General features: G+C 71.6%; 15 protein-coding genes. 8 read left to right on the top strand and 7 right to left on the bottom strand.

Annotation, left to right across the window (positions count from 1 at the left end):
- Positions 1–72 precede the first annotated feature (72 nt).
- Positions 73–3,786, top strand: a complete 3,714-nt coding sequence (locus tag AC3RX0_RS02100) for a multifunctional oxoglutarate decarboxylase/oxoglutarate dehydrogenase thiamine pyrophosphate-binding subunit/dihydrolipoyllysine-residue succinyltransferase subunit (RefSeq protein ID WP_491504289.1) — start codon at positions 73–75, stop codon at positions 3,784–3,786.
- Positions 3,787–4,011: 225 nt separating this feature from the next.
- On the opposite strand, the gene AC3RX0_RS02095 is transcribed toward AC3RX0_RS02100, so the two are convergent.
- Entirely contained in the window at positions 4,012–5,463 is a 1,452-nt protein-coding gene (locus AC3RX0_RS02095; protein ID WP_491504288.1) for an APC family permease, read from the bottom strand.
- A gap of 88 nt (positions 5,464–5,551) precedes the next feature.
- Here AC3RX0_RS02095 and AC3RX0_RS02090 point away from each other — a divergent pair, with 88 nt between their 5' ends.
- Positions 5,552–6,277 carry a class I SAM-dependent methyltransferase gene (locus AC3RX0_RS02090; RefSeq protein WP_491504287.1) on the top strand — a complete coding sequence of 242 codons (726 nt, stop codon included), beginning with the start codon at positions 5,552–5,554 and terminating at the stop codon, positions 6,275–6,277.
- An 88-nt stretch (positions 6,278–6,365) separates the two neighbouring features.
- Here AC3RX0_RS02090 and AC3RX0_RS02085 read toward each other — a convergent pair whose 3' ends face one another.
- Both AC3RX0_RS02085 and AC3RX0_RS02080 read right to left on the bottom strand, forming a co-directional pair.
- Positions 6,366–7,949: a glycerol-3-phosphate dehydrogenase/oxidase gene (locus tag AC3RX0_RS02085; protein WP_491504286.1), complete on the bottom strand. Its 1,584-nt coding sequence runs from the start codon at positions 7,947–7,949 to the stop codon at positions 6,366–6,368.
- Positions 7,946–8,524 carry a TetR/AcrR family transcriptional regulator gene (locus AC3RX0_RS02080; protein WP_491504285.1) on the bottom strand — a complete coding sequence of 193 codons (579 nt, stop codon included), beginning with the start codon at positions 8,522–8,524 and terminating at the stop codon, positions 7,946–7,948. The genes AC3RX0_RS02085 and AC3RX0_RS02080 overlap by 4 nt, the downstream gene beginning before the upstream one ends.
- Before the next feature lie 34 nt (positions 8,525–8,558).
- Between AC3RX0_RS02080 and AC3RX0_RS02075 the strand changes: the two genes are divergently transcribed.
- Together AC3RX0_RS02075 and AC3RX0_RS02070 are read left to right on the top strand one after the other, a co-directional pair.
- A complete protein-coding gene (locus AC3RX0_RS02075; RefSeq protein ID WP_498165848.1) occupies positions 8,559–10,214 on the top strand; it encodes an FAD-binding oxidoreductase in 1,656 nt (551 codons plus the stop codon).
- Positions 10,211–11,119, top strand: coding sequence for a diacylglycerol kinase (locus AC3RX0_RS02070; protein WP_491504283.1), 909 nt, complete (start codon positions 10,211–10,213; stop codon positions 11,117–11,119). Before AC3RX0_RS02075 ends, AC3RX0_RS02070 begins: the two co-directional genes overlap by 4 nt.
- Positions 11,120–11,156: 37 nt before the next feature.
- On the opposite strand, the gene AC3RX0_RS02065 is transcribed toward AC3RX0_RS02070, so the two are convergent.
- Together AC3RX0_RS02065 and AC3RX0_RS02060 are read right to left on the bottom strand one after the other, a co-directional pair.
- Positions 11,157–11,402, bottom strand: a complete 246-nt coding sequence (locus tag AC3RX0_RS02065) for a zf-HC2 domain-containing protein (protein WP_491504282.1) — start codon at positions 11,400–11,402, stop codon at positions 11,157–11,159.
- The gene (locus AC3RX0_RS02060) at positions 11,399–11,989 is read right to left on the bottom strand and encodes a sigma-70 family RNA polymerase sigma factor (RefSeq protein ID WP_491505353.1); all 591 of its coding nucleotides are present in this window, start codon (positions 11,987–11,989) and stop codon (positions 11,399–11,401) included. Before AC3RX0_RS02060 ends, AC3RX0_RS02065 begins: the two co-directional genes overlap by 4 nt.
- A gap of 96 nt (positions 11,990–12,085) precedes the next feature.
- Between AC3RX0_RS02060 and aroA the strand changes: the two genes are divergently transcribed.
- Genes aroA through bcp form a run of 3 tightly spaced genes read left to right on the top strand, consistent with a single transcriptional unit; the run spans position 12,086 to position 14,979 of the window.
- Positions 12,086–13,420 (top strand): 3-phosphoshikimate 1-carboxyvinyltransferase, encoded by a 1,335-nt coding sequence (aroA, locus tag AC3RX0_RS02055; protein WP_491504281.1) that lies wholly within the window; start codon positions 12,086–12,088, stop codon positions 13,418–13,420.
- Between the two features lie 13 nt (positions 13,421–13,433).
- The gene (rsgA, locus tag AC3RX0_RS02050; RefSeq protein WP_491504280.1) at positions 13,434–14,474 is read left to right on the top strand and encodes a ribosome small subunit-dependent GTPase A; all 1,041 of its coding nucleotides are present in this window, start codon (positions 13,434–13,436) and stop codon (positions 14,472–14,474) included.
- A gap of 37 nt (positions 14,475–14,511) precedes the next feature.
- Positions 14,512–14,979 carry a thioredoxin-dependent thiol peroxidase gene (bcp, locus tag AC3RX0_RS02045; protein WP_491504279.1) on the top strand — a complete coding sequence of 156 codons (468 nt, stop codon included), beginning with the start codon at positions 14,512–14,514 and terminating at the stop codon, positions 14,977–14,979.
- 27 nt (positions 14,980–15,006) lie between these two features.
- Here bcp and AC3RX0_RS02040 read toward each other — a convergent pair whose 3' ends face one another.
- Positions 15,007–15,423 (bottom strand): histidine kinase, encoded by a 417-nt coding sequence (locus AC3RX0_RS02040; RefSeq protein WP_491504278.1) that lies wholly within the window; start codon positions 15,421–15,423, stop codon positions 15,007–15,009.
- A 174-nt stretch (positions 15,424–15,597) separates the two neighbouring features.
- On the opposite strand from AC3RX0_RS02040, the gene AC3RX0_RS02035 reads away from it, so the two are divergent.
- The gene (locus tag AC3RX0_RS02035) at positions 15,598–15,846 is read left to right on the top strand and encodes a WhiB family transcriptional regulator (RefSeq protein WP_029146319.1); all 249 of its coding nucleotides are present in this window, start codon (positions 15,598–15,600) and stop codon (positions 15,844–15,846) included.
- A 27-nt stretch (positions 15,847–15,873) separates the two neighbouring features.
- On the opposite strand, the gene AC3RX0_RS02030 is transcribed toward AC3RX0_RS02035, so the two are convergent.
- On the bottom strand, positions 15,874–17,367 hold the full coding sequence (locus AC3RX0_RS02030) for a sensor histidine kinase (RefSeq protein WP_491504277.1): 1,494 nt from the start codon (positions 17,365–17,367) through the stop codon (positions 15,874–15,876).
- Positions 17,368–17,373 lie beyond the last annotated feature (6 nt).

Raw genomic sequence — 17,373 nt, 5'->3', positions numbered from 1 at the left:
GACAGTCGTGTGCAAGGGCGACAAAGAGCCCGTACATCTCCAGATCTCAGCGAGGAAAGCAGGCGAACGAACGTGTCGAGCCAGGTGAACGGCGTCGGGACTTCGAGCGAAGGAGAGTTCGGGGCCAATGAGTGGCTCGTCGACGAGCTCTACGAGCAATTCAAGAAGGACCGCAACTCCGTCGACAAGTCGTGGTGGCCGATTCTCGAGGCCTATCATCCCGTCGACACGAGCGCACACGTCGCCGCGCCGTCGGCCGCGGCGCCCGCAGCTCCCGTGACCACGACGCCGCCGTCGGACGCGCACCCGGTGACCGCTCCGGTCCCGGTGATCGGGTCGCAGCCGGTCGCGCGCACGACGGCCAAGCCCGCCGCTCCGCAGCCGATCCCGGCCCAGGCGCCCAAGGTGAAGCCGTCGGCCGCCGACGAAGAGCACGAGCACGTCGATGAGGATGTCGTCACCCCGCTGCGCGGGATGACCAAGACCCTCGCGGCCAACATGGACCAGTCGCTGACGGTCCCGACCGCGACCAGCGTGCGCACGATCCCGGCCAAGCTCATGATCGACAACCGGATCGTGATCAACAACCACATGTCGCGCACCCGCGGCGGCAAGGTCAGCTTCACTCACCTGATCGGGTGGGCGCTCATCCAGGCGCTCAAGGAGTTCCCGAGCCAGAACGTGTTCTACACCGAGGTCGAGGGCAAGCCGTCCGTCGTCGCCCCCGCGCACGTGAACCTGGGCATCGCGATCGACCTGCCCAAGCCCGACGGGACCCGTGCGCTGCTGGTGCCGAGCATCAAGCGTGCCGACAGCCTGACCTTCAACGAGTACCTCGCCTCATACGAGGACCTGGTCAAGCGGGCCCGCGCCAACAAGCTGACGGCGACCGACTTCGCCGGCACCACGCTGTCGCTGACCAACCCCGGCGGCATCGGCACCGTGCACTCGGTGCCGCGCCTGATGAAGGGCCAGGGCTGCATCATCGGCGCCGGCGCCCTCGAGTACCCCGCCGAGTTCCAGGGCTCGAGCGACAAGACGCTCAACGAGCTGGGCATCGGCAAGACCATCACCCTGACCAGCACGTACGACCACCGCGTGATCCAGGGCGCCGGCTCGGGCGAGTTCCTCAAGAAGGTGCACGAGCTGCTGGTCGGCGAGCGCGGCTTCTACGACAGCATCTTCGCAGCCCTCCGCATCCCCTACGCCCCGATCCGCTGGGCCAAGGACATCAACGTCGACATCGCCGAGCGGGTCGACAAGACCTCTCGCGTGCAGGAGCTGATCAACTCGTTCCGCGTGCGCGGCCACCTGATGGCCGACACCGATCCGCTGGAGTACGTGCAGCGCACGCACCCCGACCTCGAGATCGAGAACCACGGTCTGACGTTCTGGGACCTCGACCGCGAGTTCGTCACGGGCGGGTTCGGCGGCAAGCGCATCATGAAGCTGCGCGACATCCTGGGCGTCCTGCGCGACTCGTACTGCCGCACGATCGGCATCGAGTACATGCACATCCAGGACCCGGTGCAGCGCAAGTGGTTCCAGGACAACATGGAGGTCAAGTACCAGAAGCCGAGCCACGACGAGCAGCTGCGCATCCTCAGCAAGCTCAACCAGGCCGAGGCGTTCGAGACCTTCCTGCAGACGAAGTACGTCGGCCAGAAGCGGTTCAGCCTCGAGGGCGGCGAGTCGCTCATCCCGCTGCTGGACCAGATCCTGCAGGGGGCAGCGCAGATCGGTCTCGACGGTGCGGGCATCGGCATGGCGCACCGCGGCCGGCTGAACGTGCTCACCAACATCGGCGGTAAGACGTACGGCCAGGTGTTCCGCGAGTTCGAGGGCTCGGTGGCCGTCGGCAACAAGAGCGGCTCGGGTGACGTCAAGTACCATCTCGGCACCGACGGCACGTTCGTCGGCGACGGCGGCGAGCAGCTGCCGGTGCACCTGGCCGCGAACCCGTCGCACCTCGAGACGGTCGACGGCGTCCTCGAGGGCATCGTGCGGGCGAAGCAGGACCGCAAGCCGTTCGGCTCGTTCACGTATCTGCCGATCCTCGTGCACGGCGACGCCGCGTTCGCCGGTCAGGGCGTCGTGGTCGAGACGCTGCAGATGTCGCAGCTGCGCGGCTACCGGACCGGTGGCACGATCCACGTCGTCGTGAACAACCAGGTCGGGTTCACGACGCTGCCCAACGACGGCTTCACCTCCGTGTACGCCACGGATGTCGCCAAGACCATCCAGGCGCCGATCCTGCACGTGAACGGCGACGACCCGGAGGCGGTCGTGCACGTGGCCGAGGTCGCTTTCCGCTACCGTCAGCAGTTCCACCGCGACATCGTGATCGACCTCGTCTGCTACCGCCGGCGCGGGCACAACGAGGGCGACGACCCGTCGATGACCCAGCCGCTGATGACGAACCTCATCGAGGCCAAGCGCTCGGTGCGCCGCCTGTACACCGAGTCGCTCGTCGGCCGCGGCGACATCACCGAAGACGAGTACGAGACCGCGAAGAAGGACTTCCAAGACCGCCTCGAGGTCGCCTTCGCCGAGACGCACGCGGCCGAGACCGGCACCTCGCCGATCGTGACCGTCACCGGTTCGGTCGACACCGCGACCGGTGCCCCCGACACCACGGGTGTCTCGCGCGAGGTCATCGAGTCGATCGGCGACGCGTTCGTGAACAAGCCCGAGCGCTTCACGGTGCACCCGAAGCTCGACAAGCTGCTCACCAAGCGTCTGGACATGAGCCGCAACGGCGACATCGACTGGAGCTTCGGCGAGCTGCTCGCGTTCGGTTCGCTCCTGCTCGAGGGCACCGCGGTGCGCCTGGCCGGGCAGGACTCGCAGCGCGGCACGTTCGTGCAGCGCCACTCCGTGCTGCACGACCGCCAGAACGGCCAGGAGTGGATCCCGCTGGTGAACCTGTCGGCCACGCAGGGCCGGTTCTGGGTCTACAACTCGCTGCTCAGCGAATACGCGGCGATGGCGTACGAATACGGCTACTCGGTGGAGCGGCCCGACGCGCTGGTGCTGTGGGAGGCCCAGTTCGGCGACTTCGCGAACGGCGCCCAGTCGGTGGTCGACGAGTTCATCTCGTCGGCCGAGCAGAAATGGGGCCAGCGCTCGAGCGTCGTGCTGCTGCTGCCGCACGGCTACGAAGGACAGGGCCCCGACCACTCGTCGGCCCGCATCGAGCGCTACCTGCAGATGTGCGCGCAGGACAACATGACCGTCGCGCGCCCGTCGACCCCGGCCTCGTACTTCCACCTGCTGCGCCGTCAGGCCTACGCCCGGCCGCGTCGCCCGCTGATCGTGTTCACACCGAAGGCGATGCTGCGCCTGCGCGGGGCGACGAGCCAGGTCGACGACTTCCTCACCGGCAAGTTCGAAGAGGTGCTCGACGACGACCGCGGCATCGCCAAGGACGCCGTCAAGCGCGTGCTGCTGCACTCGGGCAAGATCCACTGGGATCTGAAGGCCGAGCTCGACAAGAACCCGAACCCCGAGATCGCGCTGGTGCGCCTGGAGCAGTACTACCCGGCGCCGATCGAGCAGCTGAAGACGGTGCTCGGCCAGTACCCGAACGCCGAGCTGGTGTGGGTGCAGGACGAGCCCGAGAACCAGGGCGCCTGGCCGTTCATCGCGCTCGAGATCGACAAGCAGCTCGACGGACGGTCGATGCGCGTGGTCTCGCGCGCCGCATCGGCATCACCGGCGACCGGCTCGCCCAAGGTGCACGCCGCCGAGGCCGCCGACATCATCGCGCGCGCGACCACGCTGTAGGGCCTCGCCGAGGGTACAGCTGAGCCTCGCCGAGAGTACAGCTGCGGGGGCGAAGGTGCGGGACGATCCCGTACCTTTGCCCCCGCAGCTGTACCTTCGCCGTCTGGATGCCGGTGCCCGGCGCGACGGGCGAGCGGGACGAGGGTCAGCGGGGGTCGAGTTGCGCGAGCGGATGCCACGGCTATCGCAATCGGTGACGCCGAGATGTTTCGGCGCCGGCCCGGGTCACGCTGACGCTGTGCAGGGGTCGGCAGCTCCCGCGCCATCCGGGCACGGCGCCGCAGGGACCTCGGGCACGGGCGATGCCACGACCTCGGGCACGGAAGGGCCCGCCGACACCGCGCCGCCCGCCGACACCGCACTGCTCGACAGGACCGCTACCGGTGCCGCTCGCCGACTGGCCCGACGGCGCCGCCAGAGCGTGACCGCGACCGCCGCGGCGGCCAGCACCGCGGCCGGGGCCAGATGGGCGATGTTCAGGGCGAGCAGCGCCACCGAGAGCACGGCCGCGACGAGCGCCATCCACCATCCGGGCGTGGACCGGGGAAGGATGCGCAGCGCGGCGATCATGCCCGCGGCGTAGATCGAGACCATGTTGCCGGTGTGGATGAGGATGAACGTCTCGAGGTTGCCGCCGGTGGCCACCGCCGCACCGAAATAGGCCAACGCGACGCCGAACGTCAGCAGAAGCGCGCGACGCGGCACGCCGCCGGCCTCGGCACCGGGCGCGAACACCTTCGGCAGATCACCGGTGACGGCCAACGACGCACCGAGTTTGCCGAAAGCGGCCAGATACGAGTTCAGCACGCCGAGCGCGACGATGCCCGCGGCCACGCCCACCAGAACGCGCCCGACGCCGGGAGCCACCGCCTCGGCCAGCGCGACCAGCGGCGCATCGCTGTCGCCGGCGGCCCCACCGAGCACCCCGACCGTGACGACCTGCAGCAGCAGATAGGCGGCGCCGGTGACCACCAGGGCGATGCCGGTGGCTATCGGGATCGCACGACGCGGATTGCGGAACTCGCCCGAGATGTGGGTGCCGACCTCCCATCCGGCGAACGCCCATACGAACAGGCTCACCGCGACGCCGACACCGGCCCAGCCGTGCGGAAGCGGCGGCACGAAGCGCTCGGGTTGAACGGCGGGGAACGCCACCCCCACGACGAACACCACGATCGCCGTGAGCGTTCCGGTGAGCACGAACTGCACCCACCCCGCCGTCCGCACACCGAGCATGTTGATCGCGAACGGCGGAACCAGCACCGCGAGGCCGAGCAGCGGCGCCGCCGACGCATCGACGCCGGTGAGCGCCGTGAGGTAGTTGCCGCCCAGCAGAGCCAGGACGGGGAAGCCGGCTGCGACCCCGAAGTAGAACCAGTATCCGGTCGCGCGCGCCGCCGTGGGACCGATTGCCCGACGAACATAGCTGGCGACCCCACCGGGATCGGGATAGCGGGCCGCGAGCGCGGCGAACGTGCCCGCAAGCGGAGCCGCCAACAGCATCACGGCGAGCACGGCGAGGATCGACGCCGGCCCCGCCACCGCCGCCGCCAGCCCGGGGAGCACGAGCAGCCCGCTGCCGAGGATCGCGGCGATGTACAGCGCCGTGCCCTGCAGCACGCCGATGCCGCCGGTGCGCACGCCGGTACCGCCGGCGCGAACGCGCGTCTGAGTCACGCCTCCAAGTATGGACGGCACCTCCGACACCGACTGACGCCCCGACACCGCCCGACGTCGCCGACGGCGCGCTGATAGATTCGCCCGGATGACCGACTACGACCCGCGCATCGTGGATCTGTACGACCTCGACAACCCCGACGGTCCCGATCACGACTTCTACCGCTCCCTCGCGGACGAGGTCGGCGCCGGCGCGGTACTCGATCTCGGCTGCGGCACCGGCATCCTCACCGTCACCTTCGCCCGGGGCGGGCGTCGCGTCGTCGGCGTCGACCCGTCCGCTGCGATGATCGCGTATGCGCGCCGGCGCGCCGGCGCCGAGGGCGTCGAGTGGTTCCACGGCGACAGCCGGGCGATCCCGCCGGGGCCGTTCGACGTCGCGGTGATGACGGGCAACGTCGCCCAGCACGTCCCGGAGTCCGACTGGGCGCGCACCCTGGGCGACCTGTGCCGGGCTCTGCGCCGAGGCGGACTGCTCGCCTTCGAATCCCGCAACCCCGCCGTCCCTGCCTGGAACGACTGGACCGCTCCCCCGTCGACGCGCGAGAGCGCACACGGCCCGCTGCGCGAATGGTCCGATGCGCGAGAGATCGCGCCCGGACTCGTCGAGCTGTCGTCGCACAACGTGTTCGAGCGCACCGGCGACGCCGTCGACGAGGTCCAGCTGCTGGCGTTCCGCACTCGCGACGACATCGCGCGTGCTCTGACCGCCGCCGGCTTCGCGGTCGAGGCCGTCTACGGCGGCTGGCATCGCGAGCCGCTCGCTCCGGACAGCCGCCCGATGGTCTTCGTGGCCCGCGCCGACCCGTCATAGCCCCGGGCCGCCACCTCGACCATGCCCTCGGCCGTCCGTTGCACTCTCGGGTGATGGGCGGGGGTGGAGGGGGCGGGGAACGGGAGCGTCAGGCGGGGTCGACGCCGGCGCGGGCGAAGGCGGATGCCGCAGCCGCGGCGGATGCGTCACGGTCGGCCGCGACCAGACCCAGGCGGGTGCGCCGGTCGAGCACGTCGTCGATCGTGAGGGCGCCCTCGACCCGCACCGCCCACTCGAGCTCCTGCGCCGTCACGCCGCGCGCCGCACCAGGACCCGCCGGCAGCCCGGCCGCAAACCGCGCCTCGGCCCCGTACCGCCGCACGAAGCGGTCCGGCACGCCGGGCGCCAGATCGCCCAGTCGCTCGCGCGGCCATGCGCCGACGACCGGCAGCGACGCCGTGACGCACGCCCCGGCCGCCAGTCCGGCGTGCCGCACCGCGGCATCCACCCCGTCCTGTGCCATCCGGCGATACGTCGTCAGCTTGCCGCCCACGACCGAGACCACGCCGTCCGTCGACACGCGCACCGCGTGCCGCCGCGACAGGTCGCTCGGCGCTCCGCGCGCGCCCGCCACGCCGCCCGCACGTGCCGCCACGCCCCCGTCCGCCAGCAGCGGCCTCAGCCCGGCGAACGTGCCGATCACGTCCGCGCGCGTCAGCGGCGCCTGCAGCACGCCGCCGAACACGTCCAGCAGCTGGTCGATCTCGGCATCGGCGGCCTCGGCGACCTCGGGCGGCTCGCCGGGAGCGGAGACGTCCGTCAGCCCGATGTACGCCCGCCCGTGCGGCGCCGGCACCGAGAAGACGAACCGCGACGACGATCCCGGCAGGGGCGCGGTCAGCGAGAGGTCCGCGAAACCCAGGCGCGCGGCATCCACCACCAGATGCGTTCCCCGGCTGGGCAGCACATGCACTCCGTCGTCGAAGCGCCCGGACCACACGCCGGTCGCATTGATGACCGCCCGCGCGCGCACCGCGATCTCGTCTGCGGTGAGCGCGTCGCGCAGCAGGGCGCCGTCGCCGGTCGCCGAGACGGCCTCGAGGCGGGTGAGAACGGATGCCCCGTACCCGGCCGCCGTCCGTGCGACGGCCACGACCAGCCGGGCGTCGTCGAACAGCTGCCCGTCCCACCCGCGCACGCCGCCGCGCAGATCACCGCGCCGGACGGCCGGCGCGAGCCGGGCGACCTCGTCCGCCGAGACGAACCCCGGGTCGGGCAGCACCCGCCGCGGGGTTCCGGCCAGCGCCCGCAGCGCGTCGCCGAGCAGGTACCCGGTGGCGATGTACGCACCGTGGGCGGCCGAGTCCGCGGCGAACAGCGGCACGACCTGCGCGAGCGGCCGGGTCAGGTGCGGCGCGATGCGCGTCATCAGCAGGTGGCGTTCGACGGCGCTCTCGTGCGCGATGCCGACCTGCCCGGTCGCCAGGTACCGCAGTCCGCCGTGCACGAGCTTCGAACTGAACCGGCTCGTACCGAACGCCAGATCGTGCTTCTCGACCAGCACCGTGCGAAGGCCCCGGGATGCGGCATCCAACGCCACTCCCGCCCCGGTGATCCCACCGCCGATCACGAGCACGTCGATGTCGGCGGTGTCGGCCAGCGCGTCGAGCTCGCGTCGCCTGCGCGCCGCGTTCAGTGCGGTGGGATGGGGCGTGCGCCCGACGGTCCTCATCGCAGGTACCCCCTCAGCGCGGCGGCGAGCTCGCGGCGCCACACCGCCTCGTCGAGCCACGCGTCGACGATCGGCGCCGACAGCGCCGCCGACTGTGCGATCAGCAGCACCATCGCCGCGATCTGCGACGCGTCGCCGGCGCGCAGGAGTCCCGCCGCCTGCCCCGAGCGCACCCGCGCGGCCAGCTGCTCGTGTATCAGCCGCTGGCTCGTGCCCACGCGCTCGAGCACATATCGTGCGAGCAGTTCGGGGTCGCTGCGGCGCAGCGTCTGCAGCAGCGGCATGCGCCGGATGCGATCGGTCGTGTCGACCAGTGTCTCGACGAACGCCTCGAGCGAGGCCGGATCGGCCGGCGGCGGCATCACTGCCAGCAGCTCGCGCGTGATCAGTGCGGCCAGCAGCGACTGCACGTCGGGCCAGTACCGGTACAGCGTCTGCCGTGACAGTCCGGCGCGACGCGCGATGTCGGACGCCGTGGTGCGACGGATCCCGTGCGCCCGCACCTCGTCGGCCGCGGCATCCAGGATCTCCGCTTCGGTCTGCGTCGTCAGTGCCGTGCCATCCGCGTCAGCCATGTGACAAATATACGTACTGTGTCATACTGTCGCCATGGTTTCGGATGAGGCGAGGATGCCGCGGCCCCCGCTCGCCGTCCCCTCGCCCGCGCCGCGACCGCCGTGGGACGGGTGGTCCGACGAGCCCGCCTCGCTGCCGCCCGGTGCGCGGGCGATCGCCGCGGCGCTGCTGCGAGGACGGCCGCATCCCGTGCCCCGCCGCGCGCCCGCGCCGCTGCCCCCGCCCCGCCTGTCCGCCGACGACCTGGCGGTGCTGGCGGCGGTGACGGAGGTCGTGACCGACGACGACGCACGTCGCATGCACCTGGGCGGCAAGAGCACGATCGACCTGCTGCGCCGCCGGCTCGGCCTCGACGAGGCGGCACCCGATGCCGTCGCGCGTCCCACGACGCACGCCGAGGTCGCCGCGGTCCTCGCCGTGTGCGACGAGCGCGGCGTCGTCGTGGTGCCGTTCGGCGGCGGCACCAGCGTGGTCGGCGGCGTCGATCCCGTCGACGGCGCACGCGCAGACGACGGATCCGAGAACGCGCGCCCGGTCGTCACGCTCGACCTGTCGCGCACCGCCGCGCTGCTCGACCTCGACGAGACGTCGCTCGTGGCCTCGTTCGGCGCCGGCACGACGGGGCCCCAGGCCGAAGAGCTGCTCGGCGCGCACGGGTACACGCTCGGCCATTTTCCGCAGAGCTTCGCGTTCGCCACCCTCGGCGGGTTCGCCGCGACCCGGTCGTCGGGCCAGGCCTCCCGCGGCTACGGCCGGTTCGACGACCTCGTGCAGCGTCTGCGCATCGCGACCCCGACCGGCGACCTCGACCTCGGACGCGCTCCCGCCACCGCCGCCGGTCCCGATCTGCGCGAGCTGTTCCTCGGCTCGGAGGGGACGCTCGGAGTTATCACCGAGGTCGCCGTCGCGATCCGGCCGCACCCCGCCGTCACGGCGTACGGCGCCTGGACCTTCCCCGACTTCGCCGCCGGCGCCCGAGCGATCCGCGAGCTCACGCAGCACGGCGTGCGCCCCACCGTCATGCGCCTCTCGGATGCCGCCGAGACCCGGGTCAACGCCGCCCTCGGCGGGCATCTCACGCGTCTGCGCGGGTGCCTGGCCGTCGCCACATTCGAGGGCGAGACCGCGGCGGACGCGGCATCAACCCTCGAGCGCACCGACGCGATCTTCGCCGCCCACGGCGCGAAGGCCCGGGGCGAGGACCCCGCCCGCTCGTGGGAGCGCGGCCGGTTCGCCTCGCCGGCCTTGCGCGACACCCTGCTCGAGATCGGCGTGCTCGCCGAGACCCTCGAGACCGCGACGACGTGGTCGAACGTCCCGCACCTGAAGGCCGCCGTCACCGCCGCACTCACCGACGCCCTGTCGGCCCTCGGCACGAAGCCGCAGGTCCTGTGCCACATCTCGCACGTGTACCCGGCGGGCGCGTCGCTGTACTTCACCGTGGTCGCGGCGCTCACCGACGACCCGATCGGCCAGTGGACGAGGGCGAAGGATGCCGCGTCCCGCGCGATCGTCGACGCCGGCGGCACGATCACCCACCATCACGCCGTCGGCCGCGACCACCGCCCGTATATGGCGGCGGAGATCGGCGAGCCGGGCGTGCGGATCCTGCGGGCGGTGAAGGATGCCGTGGACCCGCGCGGGATCCTGAACCCCGGCGTGCTCATCCCGCCGGCGGGCCGCCCGTGAGGGTCGCGCTGGTCGCGAATCCGGCCGCGCGCGCCGGGGTGCGCACCGACGCCGCCGAGCGCGCCGCCGCCCGCCTGCGCGCGCACGACGTCACGACCTCGATCATCTCCGGCGGCTCGGCCGCCGACACCACGACGCTGCTGCGGGCCGCGCTCGACGCGGGCGTCGACGGGGTCGTGGTCGCCGGCGGCGACGGCACCGTGAACCTCGCGCTTCAGCAGGTGGCGGGCACCGGCATCCCGCTCGGCGTCATCCCGACCGGCACCGGCAACGACTTCGCCGCGGCGGTCGGGTTGCGGGGGCGCGACGTGGACGCGGCCGCCGACGCGATCGCCGCCGGCGCCACGCGCGAGGTCGATCTGGCCAGGCTCACCCGCGCCGACGGCTCGACGACCCTGTTCGGCACGGTGCTCGCGTCCGGGTTCGACGCGCGCGTCAACGACCGCGCGAACCGCATGCGCTGGCCGCGCGGCTCCAGCCGCTACACGATCGCGATCCTCGCCGAGTTCCTGACGCTGCACGGCGTGCCGTTCCGGATCGAGCTCGAGACCGCCGACGGGACGGTCCGACGCTTCGAGAAGGACCTCGTGCTCGCGGCGGTCGGCAACGGGCCGAGCTATGGCGGCGGCATCCCGATCTGTCCTGACGCCGATCTCGGCGACGGCCTGCTCGACGTGACAGTGGTGGATCCGGCCGGGCGCCTGCGGCTGCTGCGTCTGCTGCCCCGGCTCTACCGCGGCACGCACACGACGGTCGACGAGGTGTCGACCTACCGTGCGCGCAGCATCCGGCTCGACTCCGCGGGGGCGACGGCCTATGCCGACGGCGACCCCGTGGGAACGCTGCCGCTGCGAGTGGATGCCGTGCCCGCCGCCCTGCGCGTGTTCACCCCGATGGGCGCCTGAGCGAGGGAGCACCCGCTACGGGCGGAGCATGGGACGATCAGTCGGCGACGACGTGCACCTGGTTGAGGCGGGTGAGGACCATCTCGCGCAGCTGCTCGGGCGCGGCCTCCTTGCACGACCGCGCGAGCACCTCGGTCAGCGTGCGCGACACCAGGGCCTCGTCACGGCAGCCGGGGCAGCCCTCCAGATGCTCGCGGATGTCGGCCTGCTCGGTCTTGCACACCTCGTTGCGCAGATACTCCTCGAGATCCTTGCGGGTCTTCTCGCAGCCGCAGTCGGTCATTTCTTGCTCCCTGATGCGATGATCCCGCGCTCGTGTGCGTAATCGGCCAGCAGCTCGCGCAGCATGCGCCGTCCGCGGTGCAGTCGGCTCATGACGGTGCCGATCGGGGTCTTCATGATGTCGGCGATCTCCTGGTAGGCGAAGCCCTCGACGTCGGCGAGGTACACCGCCAGCCGGAAGTCCTCCGGGATGGACTGCAGCGCGTCTTTGACCACGGAGGCCGGCATGTGGTCGATCGCCTCGGCCTCGGCCGACCGCGCCGAGCTCGACGTGGTGGACTCGGCGCCGCCGAGCTGCCAGTCCTCGAGATCGTCGATCGGGCTCTGGAAGGGCTCGCGCTGCTTCTTTCGGTATGTGTTGATATACGTGTTGGTGAGGATGCGGTACAGCCACGCCTTCAGGTTCGTCCCCTGCGTGAACGTCTTCCACGAGGCGAACGCCTTCACGAACGTCTCCTGCACCAGATCCGCCGCATCCGCGGGGTTGCGCGTCATGCGCATCGCGGCGGCGTACAGCTGGTCCATGAAGGGAAGGGCCTGCTCCTCGAACTGCGCACGTGTATCGACCGGCGTCTGCGACTCGTCCATCAAGGGCAAGTCTACGTGCGTGCGCTCGGCGAAAGCAGGACGCTCCAGGGTGGCGATCATCCGGCTCCTCTCCAGGGTTCGTTAGGGTAGAACCCGATGACCGACCACCGGTATTCCCCCGAATCGTCGTGGCGCGCTCCATCGGCCGCCGAGCCCCTGGACGCGGTGGTCACCGTGCCCGGTTCGAAGTCGCTGACCAACCGCGAACTCGTGCTTGCAGCCCTCGCCGACGCCCCCAGCACGCTGCACGATCCCCTGCACTCCGACGACTCGGCGCGCATGATCGCAGCCCTGCGCGCACTCGGCGTCGGCATCGATCCGGTTCCCGGCGAGGGCCCGTTCGGCGACGATCTGCTCGTGACCCCGGTGGCGCCGTTCGTCGGCGCCGACGAGATCGACTGCGGTCAGGCCGGCACGGTCATGCGCTTCGTCGCACCGCTGATCGGCTTCGTCGAGGGCGAAGTCACGCTCACGGCGCACGAGAGCGCCCTGCACCGGCCCATGGGCGCGATGATCAAGGCGCTGCGCGACCTGGGCGTCGACATCGACGACGGCGGGCGCTGGGCGCTGCCGTTCACGGTGCGCGGGCACGGACAGGTGCGCGGCGGCGAGGTCGCGATCGACGCGAGCGCATCGAGCCAGTTCGTATCCGGGCTGCTGCTGGCCGCTCCGCGGTTCGACGTCGGCCTGCGTCTCGTGCACGAGGGCGAGCGGCTGCCCAGCATGCCGCACATCGACATGACCGTCGAGGCCCTCGGTCGCCGCGGCGTCGCGGTCGAACGGCCGAGCGCGACCGAATGGGTGGTGCCGGCGGGACCCATCCGCGGCAAGGACGTGCACGTCGAGCCCGACCTGTCCAACGCCGCGCCGTTCCTGGCCGCGGCCCTGGTCGCGGGCGGCCGGGTGGCCGTGACCGGCTGGCCGTTGCACTCCACGCAGCCAGGCGCCATGCTGCCCGAGATCCTCACGCTCATGGGCGCGCGCACGCAGCGGCGCGGCGGGGCGCTGCACGTCGCCGGCGGCGGCGGCGGGATCAGCGGCGTCGACCTGGACCTGTCGGCCGCCGGCGAGCTCGCACCGACGATCGCGGGCCTGGCCGCCCTCGCCGACGCGCCGACCTCGATCCACGGCATCGGCCACATCCGCCACCACGAGACCGACCGGCTCGCCGCCCTCGTCGAGAACCTGCGGGCGCTCGGCGGCGAGGCCGAAGAGCTCGAGGACGGCATCCGCATCGTCCCACGCGCGCTGCATGGCGGGGTGTGGAAGGCGCACCACGATCACCGCATGGCGACCACCGGGGCCCTCATCGGCCTCGCGGTCGACGGGGTCGAGGTCGACGACATCGGCACGACGGCCAAGACCATTCCGCAGTTCCCGACGCTGTGGGCGCGCATGCTCGGCGGCGAGACGGGGGATGCCGCGGCCTAGCCGCGCAGCCGCCATGAGCTGGCTCACCGACGACGACGAGGACAAGGACGAGTTCGACGAGTCGGACGTGCGCGTGCGCCCCAACCCCAAGGCGAACCGGCCGCGCACCAAGCGCCGTCCCGCGCACGAGGACGCGCGCATCGCGCGGGTGCTCGGCGTCGACCGGGGACGGTACACGGTGCTCGTCGACGAGGACGAGGCCGACGAGCACACCGTCCTGGCCGTGCGCGCGCGCGAGCTGCGGCGCCGGCCGATCGTGACCGGCGACCTCGTGCGCATCGTCGGGGACGTGACAGGCGGCGAGGGCACCCTCGCCCGGATCATCGGCATCCAGGACCGCACGACCCTGCTGCGCCGCAGCGCCGACGACACCGACCAGGTCGAGCGCGTGATCGTCGCCAACGCCGATCAGATGCTGATCGTGGTGGCCGCCGCCGACCCGGAGCCGCGCGAGCGGCTGGTCGACCGCTACCTGATCGCGGCGCTGGACGCCGGCATCCGCCCCCTTCTCGTCGTGACCAAGACCGATCTGGCCGACCCCACGGACTTCCTCACGCACTTCGCGGGACTCGACCTGCGCGTGTTCACGAGCGCGCGCGGCGCGATGCCGACAGACGATATCGGTGCCGCCCTCGTCGGCCACTCCACGGTGTTCGTGGGGCACTCGGGCGTCGGCAAATCCACGCTCGTGAACGCCCTCGTGCCCGACGCCGGGCGTGCGACCGGCCACGTCAACCAGGTCACCGGCCGCGGCCGTCATACCTCGAGCTCGACGGTGTCGCTGCGCTACCGCTCCCCCGACGGCGCCGGGTGGGTCATCGACACCCCGGGCGTGCGCTCGTTCGGGCTCGGACACGTCGACCCTGCCCACATCCTCGACGCGTTCACCGACCTGGCCGAGGCGGCCGAAGAGTGCCCGCGCGGCTGCACGCACCTGCCCGACGCGCCGGACTGCGCGATCATCGAAGCGGTCGAGTCCGGACGCCTCGGCCCCGGCGCCGCCGGCCGCCTGGACTCGCTGCAGCGGCTGCTGGCGACCTTCGCCGAGCACTGAGCACCGCCGGCCGCCGGGCGGCCCGTAGGCTGTGAGCATGACCCAGCTGCAGCCCGGAGACACCGCACCCGACTTCACTCTCACCGACCAGGACGGCCGCGAGATCTCGCTCCACGACCTGCGCGGCGGCAAGGTCGTGCTGTACTTCTACCCGGCCGCGATGACGCCGGGCTGCACGACCGAGGCGTGCGACTTCCGCGACAGCCTGGCATCGCTGAGCGGGGCCGGCTACACCGTGATCGGCGTCTCGCGCGACACGCCCGCCAAGCTGCGCGAGTTCCGTGAGCGCGACGGACTGACCTTCCCGCTGCTGAGCGACCCCGACCACGCCGTGCACGACGCCTACGGCGCCTGGGGCGAGAAGATGAACTACGGCAAGAAGATCGAGGGCGTGCTGCGCTCGACGTTCGTGCTCGACGAGGCGGGCGCGGTCACCCTCGCCCAGTACAACGTGAAGGCCACCGGACACGTCGCCCGGCTGCGCAAGGCGCTCGGCCTGGACTGAACCGGGCGGTCCGGCACAAGACGCGTCTCAGTGCTCGTCGTCGTCGTGCTCGGACTCGCGGCGCTCGCGTCCGGCGCGGCGCACGTCGATGATGAGCGGGACGAGGCCCACGAGGCCCACCACGGCCAGTGCCAGCCCGATCAGCGGATGCGCGTAAGCCCCGGTGACCGCGCCGAGGGCCACGGCGAGCACGAGCAGCTGCATCACCACACCGCCGCTGCGCGCCCACGACGCATCGCGCAGCACCCCCACGGCGAACGCGCCGATCGCCACGGCCCCGATCACGGTCAGCACGATCAGCGCGATCGCGCTCGTCGCGGACTCGACGTCACCGGCCAGCAGCGCCAGTACCTGCCAGATCGCGAGGCCGAAGACGCCGACCGTCTCGACGGCGAGAACCGTCGCCGCGACCCGCGCAGCGGGGTTTGTTCGTGCACCTGACAATATAAAGAAAACCCTTGATTCGTGTGCTTCGCTATGGAACCATGGAACGGTTGTGTGCTCCCACAGCGGCGTGGGGCGAGCACTGCTCGCACGACCTCCAGGCTATCGGAACCCGAAACCACCCTGGTGCATACCCCACACGACGTGACACTCTCTCAGTCAAGGAGCACATCCATGGATTGGCGCGACAAAGCCGCTTGCCTCACTGTCGACCCCGAGCTGTTCTTCCCCGTGGGGAACACCGGCCCCGCGGTCGAGCAGATCGAGAAGGCGAAGGCCGTATGCGCCCGGTGCACCGTCACCGAGATCTGCCTGCAGTACGCCCTCGAGACCGGTCAGGACTCGGGCGTCTGGGGCGGCCTGTCCGAAGACGAGCGCCGCGCCCTCAAGCGCCGCGCCGCCCGCGCTCGCCGCGCATCCTGAATCCCCGCGGCTGTATCCCGCCGTAGCTCAGGCGTCGTCGATGTCGATGTAGCGCAGTGGGATCTCGATCGTCACCTCGGTGCCCTGCCCTGCGAGGGTGTGCCAGTCGATCGACCCGCTCAGCTCGCCCTGGATGAGGGTGCGCACGATCTGCGTGCCCAGCCCCCGGCCCACCTGCCCCTCGGGCAGGCCGACCCCGTTGTCGCGCACGCGCACCTCGAGCATGTGGTCGGTGCGGTCGGCGACGATCTCGACGTCGCCCTCCTTGCCGGCCAGGCCGTGCTCGACGGCGTTGGTCACGAGCTCGGTCAGCGCGAGGGCCAGCGGCGTCGCGTACTCGCTGGGCAGCGTGCCGAACCTGCCGGTCGTGCGTGTGTGCGCGTGCGTGTTGGGCGCGGCGGCGACCTCGGCGACGAGCTTGAGCACCGCCTGGAACACCTCGTCGAAGTCCACGTTCTGAGCCAGGCCCTGTGCGAGCGTGTCGTGCACGACCGCGATCGCCGACACGCGCCGCATCGCCTGGGTCAGCGCCTCGCGCGCCTCGTCCGAGTGGGTGCGACGCGCCTGGATGCGCAGCAGCGACGCCACCGTCTGCAGGTTGTTCTTCACCCGGTGATGGATCTCGCGGATCGTCGCGTCCTTGGTGATCAGCTCCTGCTCCTGGTGGCGCATCTCGGTCACGTCGCGGCACAGCACGATGGCGCCGATCCGGGTGCCGTGGTCGCGCAGCGGGATCGTCCGCAGCGAGATCGTGACCCCGTTCGCCTCGATGTCGGCCCGCCAGGGTGCGCGGCCGGTCACCACGAGCGGCAGAGACTCGTCGAACTGCCGCTTCTCGGGAAGGATGCCGGTGACCACCTCGACGAGCGACTGGCCCTCGAGCTCGTCGTCGAACCCGAGCCGGTTGAACGCCGAGAGCGCGTTGGGGCTCGCGAACGTCGCCATGCCGTCGACGTCGAGGCGGATCAGTCCATCCGATGCGCGCGGCGCGCCGCGCCGGGGGCCGGTCGGGGCCGACAGGTCGGGGAAGTCCCCCGCGGCGATCATGCCGAACAGATCGTCGGCGCAGTCGTTGAACGTGATCTGCTGGCGTGAGGGCGTGCGCGCCTCGCCGAGGTTCGTGTGCCGGGTCAGCACCCCGATCACCACGGGCTTCTCGCCGGCGCGGGCGTGCTCGCGGACGATCGGCACGGCGCGCACCCGCGTCGGCGTCTCTTCGAACCAGTCGGGCGAGGCCGAGTCGACGATCTGGCCGCCGGTGAATGCCGAGCGCACTTGCGCCCGCCACTGCGGACGCACGCGCTCGCCCACGATGTCGCGATAGAACAGGGTCGCCGCTCCCCCGGGACGGGTGTGCGTGACCGCGACGAACGACTCGTCGGCGGTCGGCACCCACATCACGATGTCGGCGAAGGCCAGGTCGGCGAGCAGCTGGCAGTCGCCCGCGAGGCGGTGCAGCCATTCGACGTCGGCGGCGTCGGACAGGCCCTGGGCGTAGACGAGGTCGGTGAGGGTCGGCACGCTGAT

This window comes from Microbacterium sp. W1-4-2 (genome assembly GCF_058349885.2).
The sequence above is the reverse complement of the archived record's forward strand: the minus strand, read 5'-3'. Positions and strand labels throughout refer to the sequence as shown.